The sequence below is a fragment of the Marinobacter sp. CHS3-4 genome (genome assembly GCF_030053415.1).
In the GTDB taxonomy this organism is placed as follows: Bacteria; Pseudomonadota; Gammaproteobacteria; order Pseudomonadales; family Oleiphilaceae; genus Marinobacter.
The window spans coordinates 310,912-332,479 of record NZ_JASGBJ010000002.1 but is presented as its reverse complement, the minus strand read 5'-3'; the positions used below and the strand labels follow the sequence as shown (position 1 = coordinate 332,479).

23 protein-coding genes and 1 tRNA gene are annotated in these 21,568 nt (G+C 55.0%); 10 read left to right on the top strand and 14 right to left on the bottom strand.

What is annotated here, in order from left to right; all coding sequences use genetic code 11:
- Positions 1–130 precede the first annotated feature (130 nt).
- A complete protein-coding gene (gene gloB / locus QLQ17_RS09545) occupies positions 131–925 on the bottom strand; it encodes a hydroxyacylglutathione hydrolase (RefSeq protein WP_283209355.1) in 795 nt (264 codons plus the stop codon).
- Positions 926–1,010: 85 nt separating this feature from the next.
- On the opposite strand from gloB, the gene QLQ17_RS09540 reads away from it, so the two are divergent.
- The 4 genes from QLQ17_RS09540 to QLQ17_RS09525 all read left to right on the top strand — a co-directional run bounded on the left by QLQ17_RS09540 (position 1,011) and on the right by QLQ17_RS09525 (position 4,887).
- The gene (locus tag QLQ17_RS09540) at positions 1,011–1,802 is read left to right on the top strand and encodes a class I SAM-dependent methyltransferase (protein WP_283209354.1); all 792 of its coding nucleotides are present in this window, start codon (positions 1,011–1,013) and stop codon (positions 1,800–1,802) included.
- Positions 1,803–2,252, top strand: coding sequence for a ribonuclease HI (gene rnhA / locus QLQ17_RS09535; protein WP_283209353.1), 450 nt, complete (start codon positions 1,803–1,805; stop codon positions 2,250–2,252).
- A gap of 3 nt (positions 2,253–2,255) precedes the next feature.
- Positions 2,256–2,966, top strand: a complete 711-nt coding sequence (gene dnaQ, locus QLQ17_RS09530; protein ID WP_283209352.1) for a DNA polymerase III subunit epsilon — start codon at positions 2,256–2,258, stop codon at positions 2,964–2,966.
- A gap of 214 nt (positions 2,967–3,180) precedes the next feature.
- Positions 3,181–4,887 (top strand): FimL-related protein, encoded by a 1,707-nt coding sequence (locus tag QLQ17_RS09525; RefSeq protein WP_283209351.1) that lies wholly within the window; start codon positions 3,181–3,183, stop codon positions 4,885–4,887.
- 84 nt (positions 4,888–4,971) lie between these two features.
- On the opposite strand, the gene QLQ17_RS09520 is transcribed toward QLQ17_RS09525, so the two are convergent.
- Positions 4,972–5,286: an SCP2 sterol-binding domain-containing protein gene (locus QLQ17_RS09520; protein ID WP_283209350.1), complete on the bottom strand. Its 315-nt coding sequence runs from the start codon at positions 5,284–5,286 to the stop codon at positions 4,972–4,974.
- A 201-nt stretch (positions 5,287–5,487) separates the two neighbouring features.
- On the opposite strand from QLQ17_RS09520, the gene sohB reads away from it, so the two are divergent.
- Positions 5,488–6,555, top strand: coding sequence for a protease SohB (sohB, locus tag QLQ17_RS09515; RefSeq protein WP_283209349.1), 1,068 nt, complete (start codon positions 5,488–5,490; stop codon positions 6,553–6,555).
- A 24-nt stretch (positions 6,556–6,579) separates the two neighbouring features.
- Positions 6,580–7,578, top strand: a complete 999-nt coding sequence (locus QLQ17_RS09510; protein WP_283209348.1) for a YhdH/YhfP family quinone oxidoreductase — start codon at positions 6,580–6,582, stop codon at positions 7,576–7,578.
- A 34-nt stretch (positions 7,579–7,612) separates the two neighbouring features.
- On the opposite strand, the gene QLQ17_RS09505 is transcribed toward QLQ17_RS09510, so the two are convergent.
- From QLQ17_RS09505 to metH, 4 genes are all read right to left on the bottom strand, one after another.
- A complete protein-coding gene (locus QLQ17_RS09505; RefSeq protein ID WP_283209347.1) occupies positions 7,613–8,116 on the bottom strand; it encodes a DUF934 domain-containing protein in 504 nt (167 codons plus the stop codon).
- Positions 8,109–9,761 (bottom strand): nitrite/sulfite reductase, encoded by a 1,653-nt coding sequence (locus tag QLQ17_RS09500; RefSeq protein WP_283209346.1) that lies wholly within the window; start codon positions 9,759–9,761, stop codon positions 8,109–8,111. Before QLQ17_RS09500 ends, QLQ17_RS09505 begins: the two co-directional genes overlap by 8 nt.
- Before the next feature lie 343 nt (positions 9,762–10,104).
- Complete coding sequence (locus QLQ17_RS09495; RefSeq protein ID WP_283209345.1) at positions 10,105–10,335, bottom strand: DUF2970 domain-containing protein; 231 nt, start codon at positions 10,333–10,335, stop codon at positions 10,105–10,107.
- 67 nt (positions 10,336–10,402) lie between these two features.
- Positions 10,403–14,101 (bottom strand): methionine synthase, encoded by a 3,699-nt coding sequence (gene metH / locus QLQ17_RS09490; RefSeq protein ID WP_283209344.1) that lies wholly within the window; start codon positions 14,099–14,101, stop codon positions 10,403–10,405.
- Positions 14,102–14,288: 187 nt separating this feature from the next.
- Between metH and nfuA the strand changes: the two genes are divergently transcribed.
- From nfuA to QLQ17_RS09475, 3 genes are all read left to right on the top strand, one after another.
- Complete coding sequence (nfuA, locus tag QLQ17_RS09485; RefSeq protein ID WP_283209343.1) at positions 14,289–14,876, top strand: Fe-S biogenesis protein NfuA; 588 nt, start codon at positions 14,289–14,291, stop codon at positions 14,874–14,876.
- A gap of 250 nt (positions 14,877–15,126) precedes the next feature.
- Entirely contained in the window at positions 15,127–16,293 is a 1,167-nt protein-coding gene (locus QLQ17_RS09480; protein ID WP_283209342.1) for a DUF445 domain-containing protein, read from the top strand.
- A gap of 26 nt (positions 16,294–16,319) precedes the next feature.
- The gene (locus QLQ17_RS09475; RefSeq protein WP_283209341.1) at positions 16,320–16,649 is read left to right on the top strand and encodes a hypothetical protein; all 330 of its coding nucleotides are present in this window, start codon (positions 16,320–16,322) and stop codon (positions 16,647–16,649) included.
- 2 nt (positions 16,650–16,651) lie between these two features.
- Here the strand turns inward: QLQ17_RS09475 and QLQ17_RS09470 are convergent, their stop codons facing one another.
- The 5 genes from QLQ17_RS09470 to QLQ17_RS09450 are packed head-to-tail and all read right to left on the bottom strand — an operon-like array spanning position 16,652 to position 18,790.
- Positions 16,652–16,978 carry a TusE/DsrC/DsvC family sulfur relay protein gene (locus tag QLQ17_RS09470; protein WP_283209340.1) on the bottom strand — a complete coding sequence of 109 codons (327 nt, stop codon included), beginning with the start codon at positions 16,976–16,978 and terminating at the stop codon, positions 16,652–16,654.
- 3 nt (positions 16,979–16,981) lie between these two features.
- Positions 16,982–17,260, bottom strand: a complete 279-nt coding sequence (tusB, locus tag QLQ17_RS09465; protein WP_283209339.1) for a sulfurtransferase complex subunit TusB — start codon at positions 17,258–17,260, stop codon at positions 16,982–16,984.
- 11 nt (positions 17,261–17,271) lie between these two features.
- On the bottom strand, positions 17,272–17,634 hold the full coding sequence (locus QLQ17_RS09460) for a DsrE family protein (protein ID WP_283209338.1): 363 nt from the start codon (positions 17,632–17,634) through the stop codon (positions 17,272–17,274).
- A 2-nt stretch (positions 17,635–17,636) separates the two neighbouring features.
- The gene (tusD, locus tag QLQ17_RS09455; RefSeq protein WP_283209337.1) at positions 17,637–18,080 is read right to left on the bottom strand and encodes a sulfurtransferase complex subunit TusD; all 444 of its coding nucleotides are present in this window, start codon (positions 18,078–18,080) and stop codon (positions 17,637–17,639) included.
- Entirely contained in the window at positions 18,077–18,790 is a 714-nt protein-coding gene (locus QLQ17_RS09450; protein ID WP_283209336.1) for a Bax inhibitor-1/YccA family protein, read from the bottom strand. The genes tusD and QLQ17_RS09450 overlap by 4 nt, the downstream gene beginning before the upstream one ends.
- A gap of 278 nt (positions 18,791–19,068) precedes the next feature.
- Between QLQ17_RS09450 and QLQ17_RS09445 the strand changes: the two genes are divergently transcribed.
- A tRNA-Ser gene (locus QLQ17_RS09445) sits at positions 19,069–19,159 on the top strand.
- A 14-nt stretch (positions 19,160–19,173) separates the two neighbouring features.
- Here QLQ17_RS09445 and QLQ17_RS09440 read toward each other — a convergent pair.
- From QLQ17_RS09440 to QLQ17_RS09430, 3 genes are read right to left on the bottom strand one after another with little or no spacing between them, the layout of a single operon-like run.
- Positions 19,174–20,139, bottom strand: a complete 966-nt coding sequence (locus tag QLQ17_RS09440) for a 5-oxoprolinase subunit C family protein (protein WP_283209335.1) — start codon at positions 20,137–20,139, stop codon at positions 19,174–19,176.
- On the bottom strand, positions 20,136–20,810 hold the full coding sequence (pxpB, locus tag QLQ17_RS09435) for a 5-oxoprolinase subunit PxpB (RefSeq protein ID WP_283209334.1): 675 nt from the start codon (positions 20,808–20,810) through the stop codon (positions 20,136–20,138). Before pxpB ends, QLQ17_RS09440 begins: the two co-directional genes overlap by 4 nt.
- Entirely contained in the window at positions 20,807–21,547 is a 741-nt protein-coding gene (locus tag QLQ17_RS09430) for a 5-oxoprolinase subunit PxpA (RefSeq protein ID WP_283209333.1), read from the bottom strand. Before QLQ17_RS09430 ends, pxpB begins: the two co-directional genes overlap by 4 nt.
- Positions 21,548–21,568 lie beyond the last annotated feature (21 nt).

The following is a 21,568-nucleotide window of genomic DNA, read 5'->3' as shown; positions in this document are numbered from 1 at the left end:
AAACCCGCCGATGTTGCGGGTTCCCGGCGGGTTCAAGAATGCAAAAACATTACCTTGAGTCTATTGGATGCCTTTCTGAGCGGTCAACAGGCCCTGTGTTACAGCAGCGACAGAATCGGTTAATAAGTGTTCAGAAGTGATCCTTGCCATGTCTGACAGCGGCAAAAACCTCGGTCTCGTTGTTGCACTGGAGCTGATGATGTTCTGCGTAACGATGGGCCGAACTGACCACCATCCTGTCATCCCAGCGAAGAAATGGATTCAGTCGCTTCTCGTCCCCGATGGTTGAAGGCACGGTTGGCTCACCCTTGTCTCTCAGCGCTTTACATCGGCTCTCAAAGGCGGCGAGGTCGGTATCATCCGGCAGCCAGTGGCGGGCAAACTTGAGGTTGGCAAGGGTGTATTCGTGGGCACAGTACACTGCCGTCGTATCGGGCAGCTGGCGCAGCGAAGCCAGGGACTGCTTCATCTGAGCTGGTGAGCCCTCGAACAATCGACCGCAGCCGCACACGAACAGGGTGTCGCCACAGAAAAGTATCTGGTGGCCGCCCACTTCGGTTTCTGAGTAAAAGGCAATGTGGTCAAGCGTGTGCCCCGGAACTTCGTAGACATCGAAGTTAAGGCCATTCCAGGACACCGAATCCCCGGCGTTCACAGACTCTGTCACTCCGGAGAAGGGCGAGTCTGCTGGGCCTACAATGCGGCAATCCGGATATCGAGAGGCCAACTGCCGGATACCGCCCGTGTGGTCGGGGTGGTGGTGGGTGACCAGAATAGTGTCCAGTGTCAGATGGTTCTGGCTCAGATGATCAACGACCGGGTCAGCCTGGCCGGGATCGACAATCAGGGCTTTGCCGTCTTCACTGTTGGCAAGGCACCAGATGTAGTTATCGCTGAAGGCCGGAATTGGTGTCATGGTCAGCATTGGTCTACCCCATGTGCAGTCGGAATGTGGCTGTTATGATAGAGCATCACCCATAGAGGAATACAGCCATGAGCAAGAATCAGCCATGAGCCCAAAACAGTCACGCCAGATCGATTTTTCGGCCCGTCACATCAGTTTTGAAGACTGGTATCAGACGCCCCTTGGCCGATCTCTGCTGGCGGACCAGCGCGCCCGGATTGATCGGCTGGCCGGTGACCTGACCGGGGCGAGGCAGCTGCATGTGGCCCTGAGTCATCGGCTTCCTCTGGCAACAGGTACGGATTTTTCACAGAAAATTCTCACAACCCCTAATTGGCATGATCGTATGCCCGATGGCGTCGCGGTCTGTGACGCAGACGAGTTACCGTTTCCCGGTGAATCCATGGACCTGGTTATTCTTCATCACACCGCAGATTTTTCCCCGCACCCGCACCAGGCGTTGAGGGAGGCCTCCAGAGTGTTGAGAGGTGAGGGCTCTATCGTGTTGATGGGCTTTAACCCGATCGGGCTCTGGGGCATCCGCAGGTTGGTCTCCCGGCACAAGCTGGGCCCTTGGGGTGGCAGGTTTATGCTGAAATCGCGGATGGAAGACTGGCTCAGGTTGCTGGACTTTTCGGTGGAATCTACAGAATCGGGATTCTTCAAAATGCCGCTACAGGCCGCTGCACTCAGTGAAGGGCGGGGAATTGTCGAGCGCTTGTGCGGTAATCGGTTCCTGCCTGTCGGGGCCTATTACTGTATCCTTGCCAAAAAACGGGTTTACTCGCGCTTACCTCGAAAGCCGGTATGGCGCAGTCAGAAGGTCATTCCGATGCCAGCAAGAGGCACAGTGGGCGCTTCCCGTGGCGTATCCAGGAATAGTTATATGGGAGAATAAATGGCAGGCAAGGTGGTTCTCTATACGGATGGAGCCTGCAAAGGCAACCCTGGCCCGGGTGGTTGGGGCGCCGTACTGAATTACGGCGATGCGAGAAAGTGCCTCCACGGAGGTGAAAGGGACACAACCAACAACCGCATGGAACTGATGGCTGCGATCAAAGGCCTGAAAGCGCTCAAACGTGCCTGCGAGGTGGAGCTCTACACCGATTCCCAGTACGTCAGGAAGGGCATCACGGAATGGATGCATGGGTGGAAGAAGAACGGTTGGAAAACAGCCGCAAAAAAACCAGTAAAAAACGAAGACCTCTGGCGTCAGTTGGACGAAGAAGTCGGTCGGCACCAGATTAACTGGCACTGGGTCAAAGGGCACGCTGGCAACCCGGGTAATGAGATGGCAGATCAGCTTGCCAATCAGGGTGTCGATGATCTTTTAAGCGGGAGAAACTAGGCAATGCGACAAATCGTGCTGGATACAGAGACCACTGGCATCGATCCGGCTGAAGGCCACCGGATTATCGAAATCGGCTGTGTGGAACTCATGGAGAGACAGCTTACCGGTCGGCACTATCACGTCTATATCAATCCAGAGCGTGAAGTCGAGGCCGAAGCCATCACAATCCATGGAATTACCAATGAATTCCTTGCGGATAAGCCGCGGTTTGAGGACGTTGCAGACGAGTTCTTCGAGTTCATCAAGGGTGCTGAGCTGGTCATCCATAATGCGGCGTTCGATATCGGGTTTATGGACGCCGAGTTCGCCCGTTTGAAACCGGTTCGTAAGACGAACGAACATTGTTCCGTTGTGGACTCCCTGGCGGTGGCGCGAAAGAAGCACCCGGGCCAGAAGAACAACCTGGACGCCCTGTGTAAGCGCTATGGCGTGGATAACAGCAGTCGTGACCTTCACGGCGCTTTGCTGGACGCCGAAATCCTTGCCGACGTCTACCTGTTACTGACGGGCGGTCAGACAGCGCTATCCCTGGATGCCGGCAGCGATACCGCCGGTGGCGGACTGGGTGTTCGGCGCCTGCCTTCCAGTCGCGAGGTCTTGCCGGTCGTGACTGCCAATGAAGAAGAAGCGGCGGCCCACGACGAGTTTATGGCTACGCTTGCCAAAAAGTCGGGTCAGACAGTGTGGGATCGGCTTCAAACGTCAAATTAAGTCACGTACTGTTACATTTCCGCTTTCTTGAGCTACTTGAGTTTTGTGTTATAAGTAATGGTTAGTTCGCCATTTTTTTGCGGACGTTTATAAACGCCATGCAGAAAAACAAGCAAGGCAGCATCCGGGAACATGGCGCGTTGGGACGCGCGGCGGAAATGCAATGCAAGAAGCGTTGCGCCAAGAAGGTCCGCACAAATAACAGGAAGCGTTTATGGTTCAATCGTCTCTGGCGACGAAATCGCAGTCCTTTGATCTCGTGAAAAGCGAGATCGAACAGACCATAAAAAACGCAGAATCCAGCCTGGAACGTTTTCAGGAAAATCGGGAAAGTGGCGAGGACCTGCAAAACTGCGTGGATTTTCTCAACCAGCTTCGGGGTATCTTTATTCTGGTTGAGTTGCGAGCAGGAACGTTGCTGTGCCAGGAAGCGGTTACCATGGCCAACGACGTTCCGGTTGGCGCCAACGATGACAAGAACATTCTGCTGACGACTCTGAACAGCGCCCTGTTTATCCTTCGGCGCTACGTCGAGTATTACCACCAACAGCGGGTTGATCATCCAGAGCTCCTGTTGCCTGTGATCAACGATTTGCGGGAAGCCCGCCGCGAGAAGCCCTACCCGGAATCCTGTTTTTTCGATGTTGACGTCAAAGAACGCCCTGATTTCTGCACGAACGTATCTGTGGAGGGGTTCGAAGGTAACGAAGCAGATTATGAGATTTTGGCTCGCCGAATGCGCCTGACCTTTCAGGTGGCGCTTCTGGGAGTGCTGAGAGAAAAAAACCCGGTCGTCAGTCAGAAACTTTTCAGCAGGGCTGCCCGTGGATTTGTGAGGCTGTGCCAGGGCGCGCCTATGGGTCAGATGTGGTGCCTGGTGGCCATGGTGGCAGATGCCATGCTGGATCGCTCCATGAGTTTCAGTAAGGCTCGCAAGCGCCTGTTCATGCGCATCGAGAAATACTCACGAGAAGTGGTATACGTGGGCAAGGTTGCGACCGCCAAGGATGCGCCCGATTCTCTAATAAGGGATCTGGTTTATCTGCTTTACCGGAGTGGTTCCGCCAACCCCGAAGTAGTCTCCGTTTTATCGGCGTTTGATCTGGCACCCGCCGAATTTCCGGATCGCATGTTTGAGGCGCACGCCCGTCGTCTATACGGCCCCGGCACCGATGTTCTGCAATCGCTGTCTAGCGCTTTGCAGGATGAGCTCAATCAGTTGAAGGACAAACTGGATATTGTGGAGCGGGGCATTGAACCGGATCTTGCAGAGCTGAGTTCGATTGCCGACGCACTTGAGCGTTTGTCCAACACCCTGGTCATGTTGGATTTGAATCAGCTGGGTGCAATGGCAAGAAGCGAAGCGGCCAAACTGCGAGGTTGGGAAGAAGAGAATCGGCTTCCTGGAGAAAGCGAGCTGTATTTGCTGGCAGACTCCGTCTTGGGGATTGAAGACGCCGTATTGCAGATCGTGACTCGCGGAATTACGTCTGAAACCGATGCGCTGGCGGGTGGTCAGCGTACCCGGGAAGAATCCCTGTACCTTCGGGAAGCCACTTTTGTGGTTGCAGACGAGGCCAAAAGTGCACTCACCCTGGCAAAACGGGCCATTACTGCGTTTATCGAGTCCGATTACGACAAGTTGCACCTTGCCAATCTCCCAGGAACCCTGCACAGCATATGGGGCGGGCTTCAGATGCTGAATGATTCCGCCGCCGCAGAAGTGTTGGAGCGGGTCGCGCAATCGATACAGTATCGTTTGTTGGATTCAAAAGAAGCGCCTGCAGCGCAGGTGTTGGAAGCCCTGGCCGACGGGCTGACATCGTTGGAGTACTACATCGAGAGTGTCGGGCGCCATGAGGAAAGCAACAAAGACCTGTTGAAACTTGCAGAGTCGTCTCTGGACGATGTGGGGTTGTAGTGACGAAGACGGCTGATGGAGATGTCTTTTATCAGGTATAAAAAAACCCTGCCATCGAGCAGGGTTTTTTGTTTGAAGCGGCGATCAGCCCATATCAAACAGCTCGCCCAGCTTAGTAGCCAGCATCATGTCGCCCTCGGCGCGAAGCTGACCGGCCATGAACGCCTGCATACCATCGGTCTCACCTGAAACGATACCCTTCAACGTTTCTGAGTTCATGATCAGAGTGACGGACGGATCATCATGTGCACCTTCGGCCTTGGTGCAGCTGCCGTCTTTGATGACCAGGTGGTAGGTCTTGTCGTCTTCAATGTCGAACTGAAACACCAGGTCCAGGCCCTGGGCTGCATCGGCGTTGAAATTCTGTTCGAGTTTGTCGAAAACCTCTGCTACTGACATGTGGTTACCCTTTTGTATGATTGGTATTGGCTTTATGTGAGCCAGCATCGCCATCCGACTTTAGGGTGAGTGAAAAGCGGTGTCAAGCCCGATCGAACGCTTGTTTTAATTTGCCTCCAGCGCTTTAATCGTCAGTTGGCTTGTACCCTGAAACTCCTCGGTTACAATCGAGCGCTACAAGATTCATTCTGGAGAAATAACTTGGAATTCCTGACCGATTTCGGACTGTTCATTGCTAAAACTGTCACGCTGGTAGTGGCGATACTCGTCATTATTTCAGTCATCGCTTCCGCTGCGCAGAAAGACAAGGGTGATGCCAGTGACGAAGGTGAGCTTAAAGTTCGCAAGCTCAATGACAAGTACCGCAAACTCCGTGAGCATTTACAGGACAAGCTGCGCTCCGACGGCGAACGAAAGCGCTTTGAGAAACTGCGCAAGAAGAAAGACAAGGCCAAGCAAAAAGAAGAGAAGGCCAAACAGAAAAAGTCCGGTGACGAGTCTCCAGAGCAGGCGGCTCGAGTTTTTGTGCTGGATTTTGATGGCGATATCAAAGCCAGTGACACGGACCCGCTGCGCCGTTCGATTACTGCCGTATTGAGCATTGCTGATCCGGAAAAAGACGAAGTGGTTGTCCGGCTTGAAAGTGGCGGTGGCATGGTGCACTCCTACGGCCTGGCCGCAGCCCAGTTGGACCGCATTCGTGCCAAGGGCATCTCGTTAACGGCCTGTGTCGATAAAGTCGCTGCCAGTGGCGGCTATATGATGGCGTGCGTTGCGGATCGCATAGTCGCGTCGCCTTTCGCGATCCTCGGGTCCATCGGTGTCGTTGCTCAGTTGCCTAACTTCCATCGGCTGCTGAAAAAGAACGATGTGGATTTCGAAGTTCTGACGGCGGGCGAGCACAAGCGCACGCTGACCATGTTCGGCGAAAACACCGATAAAGGGCGGGCCAAGTTCCTGGAGGATCTGGAAGACACCCACGTTTTGTTCAAGGACTACGTCAGCGAGCGGCGGCCGAGCCTGGACGTCTCCGCCGTTGCAAACGGGGATATCTGGTTTGGCCGCAGGGCTCTTGAGGTCAACCTGATTGATGAGATCAAGACCTCAGACGAATATCTCATTGAAGCCTGTGATCGCGCAGACGTAATCTCGGTGACTTATCAGCGTAAACGTACGCTGCCGGAAAAACTTGGCCTTGCGACCAGTGCCGCGCTTGAGCACACAGTGTGGCGCGTCATCGGGGCGTTTCGGAATCAGAAAATACAGTAAAGCCAACCACAACGGGGAAGCATGATGACAGAGACAACAGAATTTAAAGCGTGGCGCGTTGAAGAAGTCGATGGCGGTTATGCTGGTTCTGAAAAGACGCTGCAGTTGTCTGATCTGCCGGATAACGAAGTGCTGATCAAAGTGACTCATTCTTCCCTCAATTATAAGGACGCGCTGTCTGCGTCCGGAAATAAGGGCGTTACCCGGGAGTTTCCGCACACCCCGGGTATTGATGCGGCCGGGGAGGTTGTGGAGGCCTCAGCCGGGCCTTTGAAGGCCGGCGATCCAGTGCTTGTAACCGGTTACGATCTCGGCATGAACACCGACGGTGGTTTCGGTGAGTATATTCGAGTGCCAGCGGCCTGGTGCGTACCTATGCCTTCCGGATGGAATGCGCGCACGGCCATGATATACGGCACCGCCGGCCTTACAGCCGGTTTGTGCGTCAAGAAACTTCTTAGCATGGGTGCCGAACCGGAGCAGGGTAAAGTTGTGGTCAGTGGTGCCAGTGGTGCTGTAGGCAGTGTTGCGGTTGAAATCCTGGGGCGTCTTGGTTTTGACGTTGTGGCGGTGAGCGGCAAGGCTGAGCACGCCGAGAATCTGAAAGAACTGGGAGCCAGTGAAGTTTTGGGGCGAGATACATTCGATGCCACCAAAAAGCCGATGCTCAAGCCCATCTTTGCAAACGGCATCGATACGGTGGGTGGTTCACCACTCGCTGAAATGCTGAAGCAGATTATACCCGGTGGCTCTGTGGCCTGTTGCGGCCTGGTGGCCGGCCCGCAGCTGGAAACCACCGTTTTGCCGTTTATTCTGAGGGGAAATAATCTGTTGGGTGTCGACTCGGTAGAGATTCCGCTGGCCGAGAAGCAGCTTGTTTGGGGGCGCCTGGCGGGTGATTGGGCGTGCCCGGTCACGGAAGCGTCTGCCAGAGATATTGGGCGAGGTGACCTGGATGATGCGCTGAGCGCGTTTCTGAAAGGAATGTCGTCCGGGAAAATCGTTCTCGATCACAGCCTCTGATCAGTGAGTCAGAGGCTGTGATTCAGCCCTGATATCAGGAAGCGCGGCGACGGAACAGCGGAATATCGGTGTCCGTTGCCGCCTGATAACCCTGCGTAAAGAAGTTCAGGCAGCGAGCCGCTTCTTCGGCATTTTTATCGGCCCGGAGCACGAAGCGGTCGAAACCACAGCGCTTCATGAACTGAAGCTGATCCAGCAGTACGTCACCAATAGCCCGCAGTTCGTTTTCGTATCCCAGGCGCTCCCGAAGTAATCTGGCGATGCTGTAGCCGCGACCATCCGCAAATTTCGGGAAATTCACCGCAATCACGGAAAGCTCGTTCACCAGGCCTTCCAGCATTTCCGGCTCCTGGTGGCTGTCAAACCACACGCCAATGTCCTGGCGGCCGAGAAAATGCTCTTTCCCCGCCAGCCACAAGTCGGCCGGGATCAATGCCGGGCGACTTGGAATATCCAGGGATTCACCTTCAGCCGGGCGTTCAACCACAATCCATTCGTCGTTGAGAATGGCCCCATCATGTGTAATCACTTCAGGCATAAACGCGCTCCTTGAATGGATCAATCCCGATTCGGCGATAGGTGTCCAGGAAGGCCTCTTCCTGAGTGCGGTTATCGACATACACATCGATGATCTTCTTCACAACATCTGGCATGTCTTCACGGGCAAACGACGGACCAAGAATCTTGCCGATGGCCGCATCGTGATGGGAGGAGCCACCCAGGCTGATCTGATAGAACTCCTGGCCTTTCTTGTCGACACCGAGTACGCCGATATGCCCAACGTGATGATGGCCACAGGCGTTCATGCAGCCCGAAATATTCAGGTCCACATCGCCGATATCGTAGAGGTAGTCCAGGTCGTCAAACTTGCGCTGGATAGCTTCTGCGACCGGAATAGACTTGGCATTTGCCAGCGAGCAGTAGTCGCCACCGGGGCAGCAGATAACGTCCGTCAGGGTGTTCAGGTTGGCCGTTGCAAAACCCATCGGTGTGATGGCTTCCCAAAGCTCAAACAGCTTGTCCTGCCGCACATCGGCCAGCACGACATTCTGCTGATGGGTTACGCGCACTTCGCCAAAGCTGTATTGATCCGCCACATCAGCAATTTGCTCCAACTGCCGGTCGGTGACGTCCCCCGGAGGAGTACCGGTCTTTTTCATGGTCAGCGTGACGATGGCATACCCCGGCTTCTTATGGGCATCCACGTTGTGTGCGATCCACTGATCGAAAGCACGATTTTCGAAACGCTGCGTGGCCAGGGTCTCCTTCACATCGGGCACCTGCTCATAGGCCGGCTCAGTGAAGTAGGTTTTGAACTTCTCAATGGCGTCCTGTGTCAGCTGAGTAGGGGAATCCTTAATGTGAGCCCATTCCGCTTCCACTTTTTCTGCGAATCCTTGGGGCGTCAGCGCCTTCACCAGGATTTTGATCCGCGCCTTGAATTTGTTGTCACGACGGCCGTACCGGTTATATACACGAAGAACAGCTTCCAGATAGGTCAGCAAGTCCTTTTCTGGCAAGAACTCACGAATGACGGGCCCCACCATGGGGGTGCGTCCAAGACCGCCTCCGACGTGCACTCGGAAGCCCAATTCGCCGTTGTTATCGCGAACCAGTTGCAGTCCGATGTCGTGAACCTGAATCGCTGCACGATCACTATGCTCGGAAGCATTCACTGCTACCTTGAACTTCCGCGGCAGAAAAGCAAATTCAGGGTGAAACGTCGACCACTGGCGGATGATTTCGCAGTAGGGGCGAGGGTCGGCTATTTCGTCGTCCTGGGCGCCAGAGAACTGATCGGTTGTCGTGTTTCGGATGCAGTTACCGCTGGTCTGGTTGGCATGCATCTCTACCTCGGCCAGCTCGGCGAGGATATCAGGCACGTCTTCCAGGGCCGGCCAGTTAAGCTGAACGTTCTGGCGGGTGGTAAAATGCGCATAACCCTTATCGTAGTCGCGGGTAATGCGTGCCAGCGCGCGCAACTGCTTTGAACTCAGCATGCCATAGGGCACGGCGATGCGCAGCATAGGCGCGAGGCGTTGAACGTAAAGGCCATTTTGAAGGCGAAGCGGAAGAAACTCTTCTTCGGCAAGCTCGCCGGCCAGTGCTCGACGGGTCTGGTCACGAAATTGCTCAACCCGCTCGGCAGCGATCTGCCGATCGTGTTCGTCATAAACGTACATAGTGGGATGTCCTGCTGAAGCGCTAAAAACGGGATCTGCACCAATATGGGCGGCAGAATATCACCGCTTCATTATTGTTAAAATGATTATTTTCAAATATGTTAATCGATTTTAGCGATATGAAACGGGCGGTGCGGGGGTAGACTCAACGCCGCTAAAGGCATAGATTGTTTGTTTAAGTCCGTGTCATTCTGACAATAATCAATAATTAACAGAGAACAACAAGGAGAAGGGTTTATGAAGAAGTCTTCAACGACCGATAGTCAGGCCGATGCCGTTGCAGCGGTGCTGCTGGTCATGCTCGTTGTCGCTTTTGCGGTTGTTTGGGTTTCCGGCCAGTAAGTTATTGGCTGGCCAGAACCATCTTCACGACGACCACCAGGGTGATCACGAACCCGGCCGTGAAAATGATGCCTGCCACGATATAGGGCCACGGACTGTGGCTTGAGAAATCCTCTTCGCGGCGCTTATTGGATTGAACGCCAATAGCGCCCGCGAGAACGCTCTGAAGTACCTTAAGAACGCCCGGGCCTTTGCGAGGCTTACCGCTTTTCTCCTGCTCATCCTGTTTCATTTCGCGAATCCTGTCTTGCTCGGTGTATTGGTCCGTTCTCGAAGTATGCCTATGATCCCGCCGACGATTACTCGGCGGGATCATAGGCCAGGCTTGGAGCCAGCCAACGTTCTGCGTCAGCTTTGGAGATGCCTTTGCGGTCAGCATAGTCTTCCACCTGGTCGACGCCAATCTTGCCCACGGCAAAATATTTGGCGTCCGGGTGGGAGAAGTACCATCCCGACACGGCAGCGGTGGGATACATGGCGAAATGTTCGGTCAGTTCGATTCCGGCGTTTTCCGGCGCTTTCAATAGCTCGAACAAAGTCGCTTTCTCGGTGTGGTCCGGGCAGGCCGGGTAACCCGGCGCTGGACGAATACCGCGGTAGCGTTCGCGGATAAGGTCTTCGTTCTTCAGGTTCTCGTTGTTTGCGTAGCCCCAGAACTCGGTTCTGACACGCTCATGCATGCGTTCGGCAAAAGCTTCGGCCAGACGATCAGCGAGTGCCTTGACCATGATGGCGTTGTAGTCATCGTTCCGGTCCTTGAACTCCACCGAGAATTCTTCGGCGCCGATGCCGGTGGTCACGGCAAACCCGCCCACATAATCGACGGGGCCATCACCTTCAGGTGCCACGAAATCAGACAGTGCCGTCATAGGCTTGCCTTTGGCCTTTTCATCTTGCTGACGCAGGTGGTGCAGGGTGGTCAGCTCTTCTGATCGGGTTTCATCGGTGTATAACACGATGTCGTCGCCGCGACGATTGGCCGGCCAGAAACCAATGACGGCTTTGGCTGACACCCGCTTGTCCTCGATCATCTGTCGGAGGATTTCCTGGGCGTCGTTAAAGAGCGTTCTGGCAGCGTCTCCACGCTTGGGGTCATCGAATATGGCCGGGTATTTGCCGGACATGTCCCAGGAAATAAAGAACGGAGACCAGTCAATGTAGTCAACCAGCTCTTCAAGATCCCAGGTTTCAAAGGTGCGAATACCGGTAAAAGCCGGCTTGGGTGGCTGATAACCCTCGAAGGGTATTTCCGGAGCTCTGTCGCGGGCTTCTTTCAGTGATACCAGCTTGGTTCGTTCGCCGCGGTTTTTCCGGCGCTCGCGAATCTCGTCGTATTCTTTGCGTGTATCCTCAACCAGCTTGCCCTTCGCAGTCTTGCTCAGCAGCTGCGAGGCCACGTTGACGCAGCGTGACGCATCGGAAACGTACAGCGACAGGTCGTTCTCGTAGTGAGGCTCAATTTTGACCGCCGTGTGAGCCTTTGAGGTGGTAGCGCCACCGATCATCAATGGGACGTGGAAGTCCAGTCGTTGCATCTCGCGGGCGACATGAACCATCTCGTCCAGCGACGGGGTGATCAGCCCGCTCAGGCCGATGATGTCGACGTTTTCTTCTCGGGCTTTCTCAAGAATCTTGTCGCAGGGCACCATGACGCCCATATCAATCACTTCGTAGTTGTTGCATTGCAGGACGACGCCGACAATGTTCTTGCCGATATCGTGAACATCGCCCTTTACCGTGGCCATCAGAATCTTGCCTTTGGCCTGTTGTCCCTCGGATTTTTCCGCTTCGATGTAAGGGATCAGGTGTGCAACAGCCTGTTTCATTACCCGGGCACTTTTGACGACCTGTGGAAGGAACATCTTGCCGTCGCCGAACAGGTCGCCCACCACGTTCATGCCGTCCATAAGCGGGCCTTCGATCACCTCAATGGGGTGCTCTGCTCGCTGGCGACAGGCCTCCGTGTCGTCAATGATATAACTGGTGATGCCTTTGACCAGGGCATGCTCAAGGCGCTTCTCGACGGGCCACTCCCGCCACGCCAGGTCTTCTTCCTGGGTTTTGCCGCCCTTGCCGCGGTAGCGTTCGGCAATCTCAAGCAGACGATCAGTGCCGTCTTCCCGGCGATTCAGCACCACGTCTTCCACGAGTTCTTTCAGTTCCGGATCGATCTCGTCGTAGATTACCAGCTGGCCCGGGTTCACAATGCCCATGTTCATGCCAGCTTTGATGGCGTGGTACAGGAATACCGAGTGGATAGCCTCCCGCACTGCGTCGTTGCCCCGGAAAGAAAAGGACACGTTGCTGACACCGCCGGAAATCGACGCGTGGGGCAGGTTGTCGCGAATCCACTGCGCTGCATTGATGAAATCCACAGCGTAGTTGTTGTGTTCTTCGATGCCGGTGGCAATGGCAAAAATGTTGGGGTCGAAGATGATGTCTGCCGGGTTAAAGCCCGCGTCAACCAGCAGGTCGTAGGACCGTTTACAGATTTCGGTCTTGCGCTGGAAAGTATCGGCCTGACCGTCTTCATCGAACGCCATAACAACCACCGCAGCGCCGTAACGCATGCAGTCTTTGGCCCGCTTCAGGAATTCGTCTTCGCCTTCTTTCAGACTGATGGAATTCACCACCGCTTTGCCCTGGATGCAGCGCAGGCCAGCTTCGATCACATCCCATTTGGAGGAGTCGATCATCAATGGAACTTTGGAGATATCTGGCTCCGAGGCAACCAGATTCAGGAAAGTCACCATGACTTCCTTTGAGTCCAGCATGCCCTCGTCCATGTTGATATCGATGATCTGGGCACCGTTTTCAACCTGATCACGGGCAACGCTCAGGGCTTCCTCGTACTGCTCTTCCTTGATCAGGCGCAGGAAACGCTTGGAACCGGTGACGTTGGTGCGCTCACCGACGTTGATAAACAAAGTGTTTTCGTCGCCAGTGTAGGGTTCCAGCCCTGACAGGCGTAACGCCGGCTTGGGTGTGGGGATTTTGCGGGGCGGGTATTTGGCGACCGCGTTGGCTACGGCTTCGATGTGGTCCGGCCTGGACCCACAGCAGCCTCCAATGATGTTAAGGAATCCATCCCGGGCAAAGCCCTCGATGATGTCGGCCATTTCCTCTGGGGTCTGGTCGTATTCACCAAACTCGTTGGGCAGGCCCGCATTGGGATGGGCGCTGACATAGGTGTCGGCCTTGGTCGACAGCTCTTCGATGTAAGGCCGCAATGCGTCGGCACCCAGGGCGCAGTTCAGGCCCACAGAGATGGGTTTGGCGTGCGCAATTGAATTCCAGAAAGCTTCGGTCGTCTGGCCAGACAACGTGCGGCCAGACGCATCTGTAATGGTGCCGGAGATCATGATCGGCAGAGCAACGCCGCTGTCTTCGAAGAACTGCTGCGTGGCGTAAATGGCCGCCTTGGCATTCAGGGTGTCAAAAATGGTTTCAATCAGGATCAGGTCGCAACCACCCGCGACAAGCCCATCCACCGCTTCGTAGTAGTTGTCGACCAGGGTCTGAAAATCCACGTTGCGATAGCCGGGATTATTCACATCCGGAGAAATCGACGCGGTTCTGGAGGTTGGTCCAACGGCACCCGCCACAAACCGGGGCTTGTCAGGATTGCGGGCCGTGAAATCGTCTGCAATCTCCCTTGCCAATTCTGCTGCGGCCACATTCAGCTCTCTGGCAATGGATTCGAGGCCGTAATCGGCTTGCGAAAGCTGCGTTGAGTTGAAGGTATTGGTCTCAATGATATCGGCGCCGGCTTCCAGGTAATCGGCGTGGATATTTCGCAGCAGGGCAGGTTGTGTCAGGTTCAGCAGATCGTTGTTGCCCTGAACTTCCCGGTCGTAGTCAGCAAACCGATCGCCGCGGAACGCTGTTTCGTCCAGCTTCAGGTTCTGAATCATCGTGCCCATACCACCATCGAGCACCACGATGCGCTCTTGCAGGGCTTTATGAAGCTGTTTCAGACGGGTTTCGCGATCGGTCATAATAACTTCCGGATTTCATGATTGGTTCCAAGGCGCGGGATCATAGCAAAATTGGGTCAGGTCGTCCCGTTGCCATGTCAACTTCCAGACACGGATCTGCAACTAAAGCCTGAGTAATTTACTTGGTCTTTCATGTTGGCGCGATCTCACTTAAAATACGGGGGAAACTTTCCAATGGGTTGTAACTATGGCTTTGGTGACAGTGACTGATCCCGCTCGGGACTATCTTGCACAATTGATCGAAAAGCAGGATGTAGAAGGCATGGGTGTCCGCATTTTCGTAACTCAGCCCGGCACCAAGAATGCTGAGACCTGTCTGGCCTATTGCCCGCCAAATGAGGTCGTGCCGACTGACGAGCAGGTTGATCTGGAGAAGTTCACCCTGTACCTGGACCATAATTCGGTGCCTTTCCTTGAAGAAGCGTATGTGGACTACTCCAAGGATCAGATGGGCGGTCAGCTGACCATCAAGGCGCCCAATGCCAAGGTGCCCAAAGTGGACGATGACGCGCCGCTTCCAGACCGGATTCAGTACGTGCTGGCTTCTGAAATCAATCCCAGCCTGGCGGCTCATGGTGGTGAGGTGTCGCTGGTTGAAGTGGCTGACGAATCCATTGCCGTCCTTCGTTTTGGCGGCGGATGCCAGGGTTGCAGTGCTGTAAGTCTGACGCTCAAGCAAGGCGTTGAAACCACGCTCAGAGAGCGTGTGCCAGAGATTACGGCGGTTCGCGACGTGACTGACCACTCTTACACAGAAAACGCCTACTACCAGTAAGCCAAGACGACGATTTACTACGCTCGCGTCATTAAAAGCCGGCATTTGCCGGCTTTTTCGTTCCTGTTTGCCGAGGATTGGGGGTTGCTGCCATTTAACCGCGGATTCCAGGTCGACTCGGCCAATGTCCTTGAAGTCCCATTTCCGCATGATCATCACATAATGACGATCAAAGGATGGCTATCATGCGCTTTTATTTATCTGGTTGGGGCACCACTTGCTTGATGTAGCGCTTATTTCAGTGCCTTTAGTGGCAGCAGCTGTGGGCTGGTTTACCAATTGGCTCGCGATTCAGATGTCGTTTTATCCGGTGCAGTTTCTGGGGGTCGGCTCCATTGGCTGGCAGGGCGTTATCCCCCGAAAAGCTGAAAAGATGGCTCACATCTGCATTGACCGGACACTTCAGCAGTTTGGAGACCTGAACGCAGTTTACCGAAAACTGGAGCCAGAGAAGATCGTTGAGCAGGTGATCTCCCAGGTCGGCCCTCGAATGGACGAATACATTGACGAGGTCATGTACGACCTTCAGCCGGTGCTCTGGGATAACTTGCCGCTGTTTGTCAGAAACCGGATATACCGCTGGGGAAGAGAGCAGTTGCCCAACCGCATTGAGTCTCTGGTTGAAGATTTCGGCGACGATTTGAATGACCTTGTGGATCTCAAAGCACTGCTAAGCCGCGAACTTGCGGAGCACCCGGACCTGATGAACCGTATTTTCCAACAGGCAGGCTCTGCGGAGCTGCGCTCGGTGATCAGTCGTGGTGCCATCATCGGCGGCCTGTTGGGTGCGATTCTGGTGCCGCTGTGGTTGAGATTTCCGGAACCCTGGCTGTTACCGGTCGGAGGTTTTGCAGTGGGGTTTCTCACCAACTGGATAGCCATCAATCTTATTTTTCGGCCTCTGGAGCCTCGCAGGTTTCTGTTCTGGAAGGTGCAGGGCTTGTTTCTGAAGCGTCAGCCTGAAATCAGCGATGTCTGGGCAAAGCTCGTGGCGGAGGAGTTGATAACGGTGGAGAAAGTGGCAGATGCCATGATTAACGGCCGTCACGGGGACCGAACCCGCGCTATTATCCAGAAACACCTGCGGCCTTTGCTGGACAACTCCGTCGTGATGAAACTGACGGCACAGGTGACGGTTGGTATGACCGGATACACGGACCTGAAAAAGGCCATGAATCAGAAAGCGGTTCTGGCGACGCATGATGTATTTTCTGATCCCGCTTTCAATCGCGAACGGGCACCGGTTGTGGCCAGTGTATTGTCTGAACAAATGAAAGCTCTGGGCCCTGCGGAATTCCAGGACATCCTTCGCCCTGCGTTTCGTGAGGAAGAGTGGGAACTGATGGCTGTTGGCGGTTTGCTGGGGTTGTTGGCAGGCGCAGTTCAGTTCTTTGCACTTACTGGATTCGTGGGTTAGATCACACCACGACAAGGAGAACCGATATGGCATTTGGATGGACATTGCTTGCCGTGGTGGTTGCCACGGGCCTGACCGTGTTGCTGGTACTTGCGGGTTTCTGGATCGCCGTCGTGCGGCCATATCTCGATAAGAAAGTAGGCGAGGTCATTGAAGCGGCGCGTCAGATCGAACCCGGCGTTAAACGCGGTGTTCGGGAAGGCGTGGAAGAGACCTTCAAGGACTTACCAGAGGCAACCCTGAAAGAGTCCTCGCGTCAGTTTCGCCGGTTTGGCTCCGGCTTATTCGAGAACGGACTGAGCAGTCTGCTGGGTGATCCCCCCGATGGGGGGCGTAGGAATTCTGGAGACCGATGAGCCTAGAGGCAGTTGGTCGGACGCGGCAGACCGGCAATTCGGCACGCAGTTTTCGCCGGCGTGCCGGGAAACAGTTGCATCAGGTAAATGCTGTTTCCCTTTTCCTCGCCCAGTGCTTCTTTCACAGCTTTGACGAAGAGCCGGTTTGAAGGCGGCGAAACTTCATATTCAGCATAAAAAGTTCGCAGAAACCTTATGATTTCCCAGTGTTTTTCGGTCAGCTCCAAGCCATCGTCTTCGGCAATCGTTTCCGCGACCCGGTCGTTCCAGTCCCACGCGTTTTCCAGAAAGCCTTCGTTGTTACGTTCGGGCATCGTCAAATCTGACATGGTTCACCAGCTAATCACGTTCTCGGCCGCAGAGGTAAGCGCCACCATATCGTCAAAGGAAACCATTGTCACTTCGGAGGCTGGATCCTCAATGCCTCGGGCCGATGCGTCCGGCATGAGGGCATAACAGGCAACGTCTGTATCCAGGCCTTTGGCCAGGGCGAGCACCCCGTTCTCGATCAGCACAAGAGCATCCTGTGGCCCCAGCGCAGCGAGGCACGCCTCATGCCTCTGGTGGCCTGGCGTTTTGTTCAGGATATGAAGCGTATGAATCGGTGCCACGACGTCAGCTCCTAACCCGCAAAGGTGATGTGGTTAAACTGGCCAGTCAATTCTGGTGTGAGCTTCACCAGTTCGACCTGTTCAAGCAGATTGTCCTGGGTGAGATTAAACAACTCGCAGTCCGCCGCATTCGCAAGTAACGCCTGGACGCCGAAGATCGGTGCCGCTGCCAGGTTCTTTTCAACGGACTTTTGATGAATATCTGCAGCCAATTGGCCTTTGCGCAGCCAGTTTACGCCGGGCCCACTGAATAGTATCGACACGGTTTGGTCAAAGGCAGCCAGAGAGAAAGCCATATCCAGTGCTTCGCGCCCTTCGAAGGACCCATAGGGCGCCTGGTCAATAATGATCAGTGTGCGTTTCGGGGTACTCATGGTCAGGCGCCTTTGTGGAAATACAGGACGCGAGAGTCGGAAGCGGTGCTCGCTACCCATTCACCCAGCCCCGCAATTTCAAACGGAGCAACCAGGTTGGAGGCGGGCAATTGGTATCGCTTCTGCTCTGATTCGTCCACCAGGCCTCGACGCAGTGCCGATGCGATACAGGCGACGCCGGGGATCTGGTGTTCTGTCAGCAGATCAGCCCAGGCCCGGGCAAGATTTGCTTCGTCTGATGGCGGAGCCAGTAACGCGGACGCAAGATGGACACCGTCACCATACAGAAACACCCGGTCAATCTGCTTGCCTGCCTTCAATGCGGCACGGGCAAAGTCCAGGGCTGTCTGCGGAGCCTGGGAAGAATAAGGCGCTCCGGTGATCACTAACGTAAAAACCCCGGCATGTGCCGGGGTTCCTGTCAGCTCAGACTGCGCGTCGGTCATTCGTTGGAGAACGCGCCGATGATGTGCAGAAGGCTTACGAACAGGTTGTAGATATTCAGGTACAGACCTGTTGTCGCCAGGATGTAGTTGGTCTCACCGCCGTTCACGATGCGGCTGGTGTCATACAGGATGAAACCAGACATCAGGAACACGATCGCAGCGCTCAGCGCAAGGCTGAAGACAGTCACGTCAACGCCAAACATGCTGGCAACCAGCGAACCCAGCATACCGACGATCACAACCATCAGGCCGGCGACCAGCATGCCGCGCATGAAGCTGAAGTCTTTCTTGGTTGTCAGCACGTAGCCGGAAAGACCAAAGAACACAACGCCAGTGCCGCCCAGCGCCTGCATTACAATCTGGCCGCCATTGGACATGGCCAGGTAATAGGAAAGGATTGGGCCAAGCGAGAGGCCAAGCAGGCCTGTGAAGGCAAAGACAACACCAATGCCAGCAGAGCTGTTAGCGGTTCTTGGCAGAACCAGCCAGATCAGCAGAAGGGCACCGATGCTGCACATCAGACCCACCATGTGGCTCAGGCCCATGGCCATGGAAACGCCCGCCGTGCCTGCGCTGAACAGCAGAGTCATGGCCAGTAAAGTGTAGGTATTGCGCAGTACCTTTTTCGCTTCCGCGCCGATTGGCGTAGAAGCCGAACCGCGGTGAACCGTGGTTCTCTGACTCTGAACGCTATACTGTCTGTTATCCATTCTCAGTCATCTCCGGTTTGTACAGCCTGTAGGTCTGGGCGACCATTCGCCCATTCCAAAATGTGTTAAGTCCATAATAATGGCGAATTCCCAACTTTCAATCGTTTCTGACCCCAAACGTTGGGAAAGATTCCGTTAAATACGTGTAATCCAAGCCCTCAGACCTGAATGAATCGATTCTTCCTTTCAACAATCATCAGTTTGGTTGCAGGGCGTTGACAGCACAGGCAATTCCGGTATCATTCACCCCGCTGTCGCAACGACGGCTGTGGAAAAACGGTGGGCTGGCAGAGTGGCTGAATGCAGCGGTCTTGAAAACCGCCGAAGGTTAGTAGCCTTCCCGGGGTTCGAATCCCTGGCCCACCGCCACTTTTCCTCTCTTTTTATTCCCAAGTCCAGCATTCCTTTTCTGAACGCCATTGGCTCTTCGCAAAGAAGCGATTGAACAACCGCAATTCGTTCTGCGCATCTGCCAAATCACCAAATTCGAACCGAATCGATTGTCCCGGTAAACGTTGTGAGAGCCGATAGCGCCCGACGGCTGCGATAACGCCGGGTTTCGGGTAGCCGCCAATGGTTTGGCAATCGTTCATAAGCGCAATGGGTTGACCATCGCCTGGAACTTGCAGAGCGCCGTCGGCGATGCCTTCCGAAATAATTCCGGAGGGCACGTCCTGAAGGGCTGGCCCCTGCAGGCGATAGCCCATTCGGTCGGATTGCTGGGTAACCTGATAGTCGTGGGTGGTTAAACGCAGCAAATCTTGTTTGCTGAACTGGTGGTGCTGATAGCCGGGAATGAGTGTTAGACGAAGATCTCTCGAATAGTCGGGCCTGTCAGCGAGAGGAAGCCAGCGACGACCAATGTTCTGTTGAGGTCTTGCGGCGGCCAGGTGACCACCCACTTTAAGAGGCTCCAGTCCTTTTATCTTTTCTCGCGGCACAACGGACTGGCTGGCGAACCATTCAGGGCTTTTTATACCGCCGGGCAGGGCCAAATACAGGATTCGGCCGGATTTAGCATGACCAATGTTGAGGGTGTCGCCAGCTTTAAGTTCAATGGTCTGCCAGAGGTCCGACGCCTGACCGTTTACAGCAACATCTGCACAGGCACCGGTGACGGCTATGGTGATGTCGGTTTCAGCCCGGGCTTCGAATCCCCCCAGCAGGATTTCAAGGCAGGCCGCGTCCAATGCGTTGCCCAGCAGTTTGTTGGCCCAGTAAAAAGCGTGCAGATCCATTGCGCCGCCTTTTGCCAATCCGTGATGTCGAAATCCCGTGCGTCCAACATCCTGAACGGTAGCACTGGCGCCGGGCTTGCTAATCAAAAGGCCTTTATGTCCGAAGCTCACAATTCACCTCCCTGTGCCAGATAGTCTTCGCGGCTGATGCTGCGGAAACGTACCTGATCGCCAGTGGCAAGCAGGGACAGGGAATCTCGATCAAATAGCCTTGTTGGGCAACGACCAATCAGCTGCCACCCGCCGGGCGAACTCACCGGATAGACAGCGGTCTGGCGATTGGCAATCCCAACACTGCCTGCGGGCACGGATTTTCTTGGCGTGGTTTTTCTTGGATGGGCGATTGCAGGGTCTACCTCTGCCAGGAACCCGAAACCGGGCGCAAAGCCCATGGCGAACACCTGATAGGTTTGTGCTGTGTGCATTTCGATAACGTCGGGGACGGAAAGTGAACAGGCAGCGGCCAGCGCTTCAAGATCTGGACCGGATTCCGGGGAGTAGTAGACCGGAAGTTCGATCGTCCTGCTTTCGGGCTTATTCGCCGAACCTGAGCCCTCGGCAGCCAGTATCGGTCTGATTGCTGCGATCGCCTGCCGGAAATCCAGCTGGTCGGGGTCGTAAATGATTAAAAGGGTTGTGTAGGACGGAATCAGGTCTTCCAGCCACGGCCATTTCTGTGCCTCAAGTTGCTCGCACAGCGAGCGGAGTTGGGCAGGAAGCTCTTGGCGGATTTCGTCAGCCAGGGTGACAAGCAGGGCATTTTCAGAAACCGGCCTGATCATGCCTTTGGATTCTGAAGCGCGTCTCTGATGTGGCGAATAGCGGCCAGAGCCCCTTCTGTATCACCGTGAACGCACAGGCTGTCCGCCGGCAGGTCCAGCCACTGGCCCGAAGTGCTTTGAACGCCGCCCTTGTTGGCGAAGGATATTGCCTGATCGACGATCTTATCGACAGACTGATGCACTGCGCCTGGCAGGCGCCGGGAGACCAGTTGGCCTTCATCGTCATAGGCGCGGTCTGCAAATGCTTCCAGAAGCACCGGAATGCCTACATAGGCAGCCAGCTTTTTATGACGGTCGTGGTTCACCGTTACGGGCAGCATCAGGGGAAGTGAACTGTCGTACTTGTGAATGGCCGCCATGACGGCTTCAAGGGTCGACATGTCCCGCATCATGTCGTTGTTCAGGGCGCCGTGGGGTTTCACGTACGAGAGCTTTAATCCCTCTGCGCGGCAGATGCCATCTAGTGCCCCCAGCTGGTAGAGCATCAGGGCTTCAATTTCATCTGGCGAATGGGGAATCGAGCGCCGGCCAAAACCGGCAATATCGTGATAGGAGGGATGAGCGCCGATGGCAACGCCATGTCTGGCAGCCAGGGCTACTGTCTGGCGCATGACGCTGGTGTCCCCCGCATGGAAACCGCAGGCGACGTTCGCCATGTCGATCAGCGGCATGACCTGTTCGTCCTGGCCCATTTGCCAGGCGCCGTAGCTTTCCCCCAGATCGCAATTCAGTTTCATCGTTGGTCTCTTGGATTACCT

Bases quoted from the DNA above. Each gene is read 5' to 3' on its own strand.
- metH (WP_283209344.1), bottom strand. From the start codon at position 14,101: ATGACCGATCGCGAAACCCGTCTGAAACAGCTTCATAAAGCCCTGCAA.
- dnaQ (WP_283209352.1), top strand. From the start codon at position 2,256: ATGCGACAAATCGTGCTGGATACAGAGACCACTGGCATCGATCCGGCT.
- tusD (WP_283209337.1), bottom strand. From the start codon at position 18,080: ATGACCGACGCGCAGTCTGAGCTGACAGGAACCCCGGCACATGCCGGG.
- QLQ17_RS09470 (WP_283209340.1), bottom strand. From the start codon at position 16,978: ATGTCAGATTTGACGATGCCCGAACGTAACAACGAAGGCTTTCTGGAA.
- QLQ17_RS09430 (WP_283209333.1), bottom strand. From the start codon at position 21,547: ATGAAACTGAATTGCGATCTGGGGGAAAGCTACGGCGCCTGGCAAATG.
- QLQ17_RS09520 (WP_283209350.1), bottom strand. From the start codon at position 5,286: ATGTCAGTAGCAGAGGTTTTCGACAAACTCGAACAGAATTTCAACGCC.
- QLQ17_RS09460 (WP_283209338.1), bottom strand. From the start codon at position 17,634: ATGAGTACCCCGAAACGCACACTGATCATTATTGACCAGGCGCCCTAT.
- QLQ17_RS09525 (WP_283209351.1), top strand. From the start codon at position 3,181: ATGGTTCAATCGTCTCTGGCGACGAAATCGCAGTCCTTTGATCTCGTG.
- gloB (WP_283209355.1), bottom strand. From the start codon at position 925: ATGCTGACCATGACACCAATTCCGGCCTTCAGCGATAACTACATCTGG.
- QLQ17_RS09475 (WP_283209341.1), top strand. From the start codon at position 16,320: ATGGCATTTGGATGGACATTGCTTGCCGTGGTGGTTGCCACGGGCCTG.
- pxpB (WP_283209334.1), bottom strand. From the start codon at position 20,810: ATGATCAGGCCGGTTTCTGAAAATGCCCTGCTTGTCACCCTGGCTGAC.
- QLQ17_RS09450 (WP_283209336.1), bottom strand. From the start codon at position 18,790: ATGGATAACAGACAGTATAGCGTTCAGAGTCAGAGAACCACGGTTCAC.
- QLQ17_RS09510 (WP_283209348.1), top strand. From the start codon at position 6,580: ATGACAGAGACAACAGAATTTAAAGCGTGGCGCGTTGAAGAAGTCGAT.
- QLQ17_RS09500 (WP_283209346.1), bottom strand. From the start codon at position 9,761: ATGTACGTTTATGACGAACACGATCGGCAGATCGCTGCCGAGCGGGTT.
- QLQ17_RS09505 (WP_283209347.1), bottom strand. From the start codon at position 8,116: ATGCCTGAAGTGATTACACATGATGGGGCCATTCTCAACGACGAATGG.
- nfuA (WP_283209343.1), top strand. From the start codon at position 14,289: ATGGCTTTGGTGACAGTGACTGATCCCGCTCGGGACTATCTTGCACAA.
- QLQ17_RS09495 (WP_283209345.1), bottom strand. From the start codon at position 10,335: ATGAAACAGGATGAGCAGGAGAAAAGCGGTAAGCCTCGCAAAGGCCCG.
- QLQ17_RS09540 (WP_283209354.1), top strand. From the start codon at position 1,011: ATGAGCCCAAAACAGTCACGCCAGATCGATTTTTCGGCCCGTCACATC.
- rnhA (WP_283209353.1), top strand. From the start codon at position 1,803: ATGGCAGGCAAGGTGGTTCTCTATACGGATGGAGCCTGCAAAGGCAAC.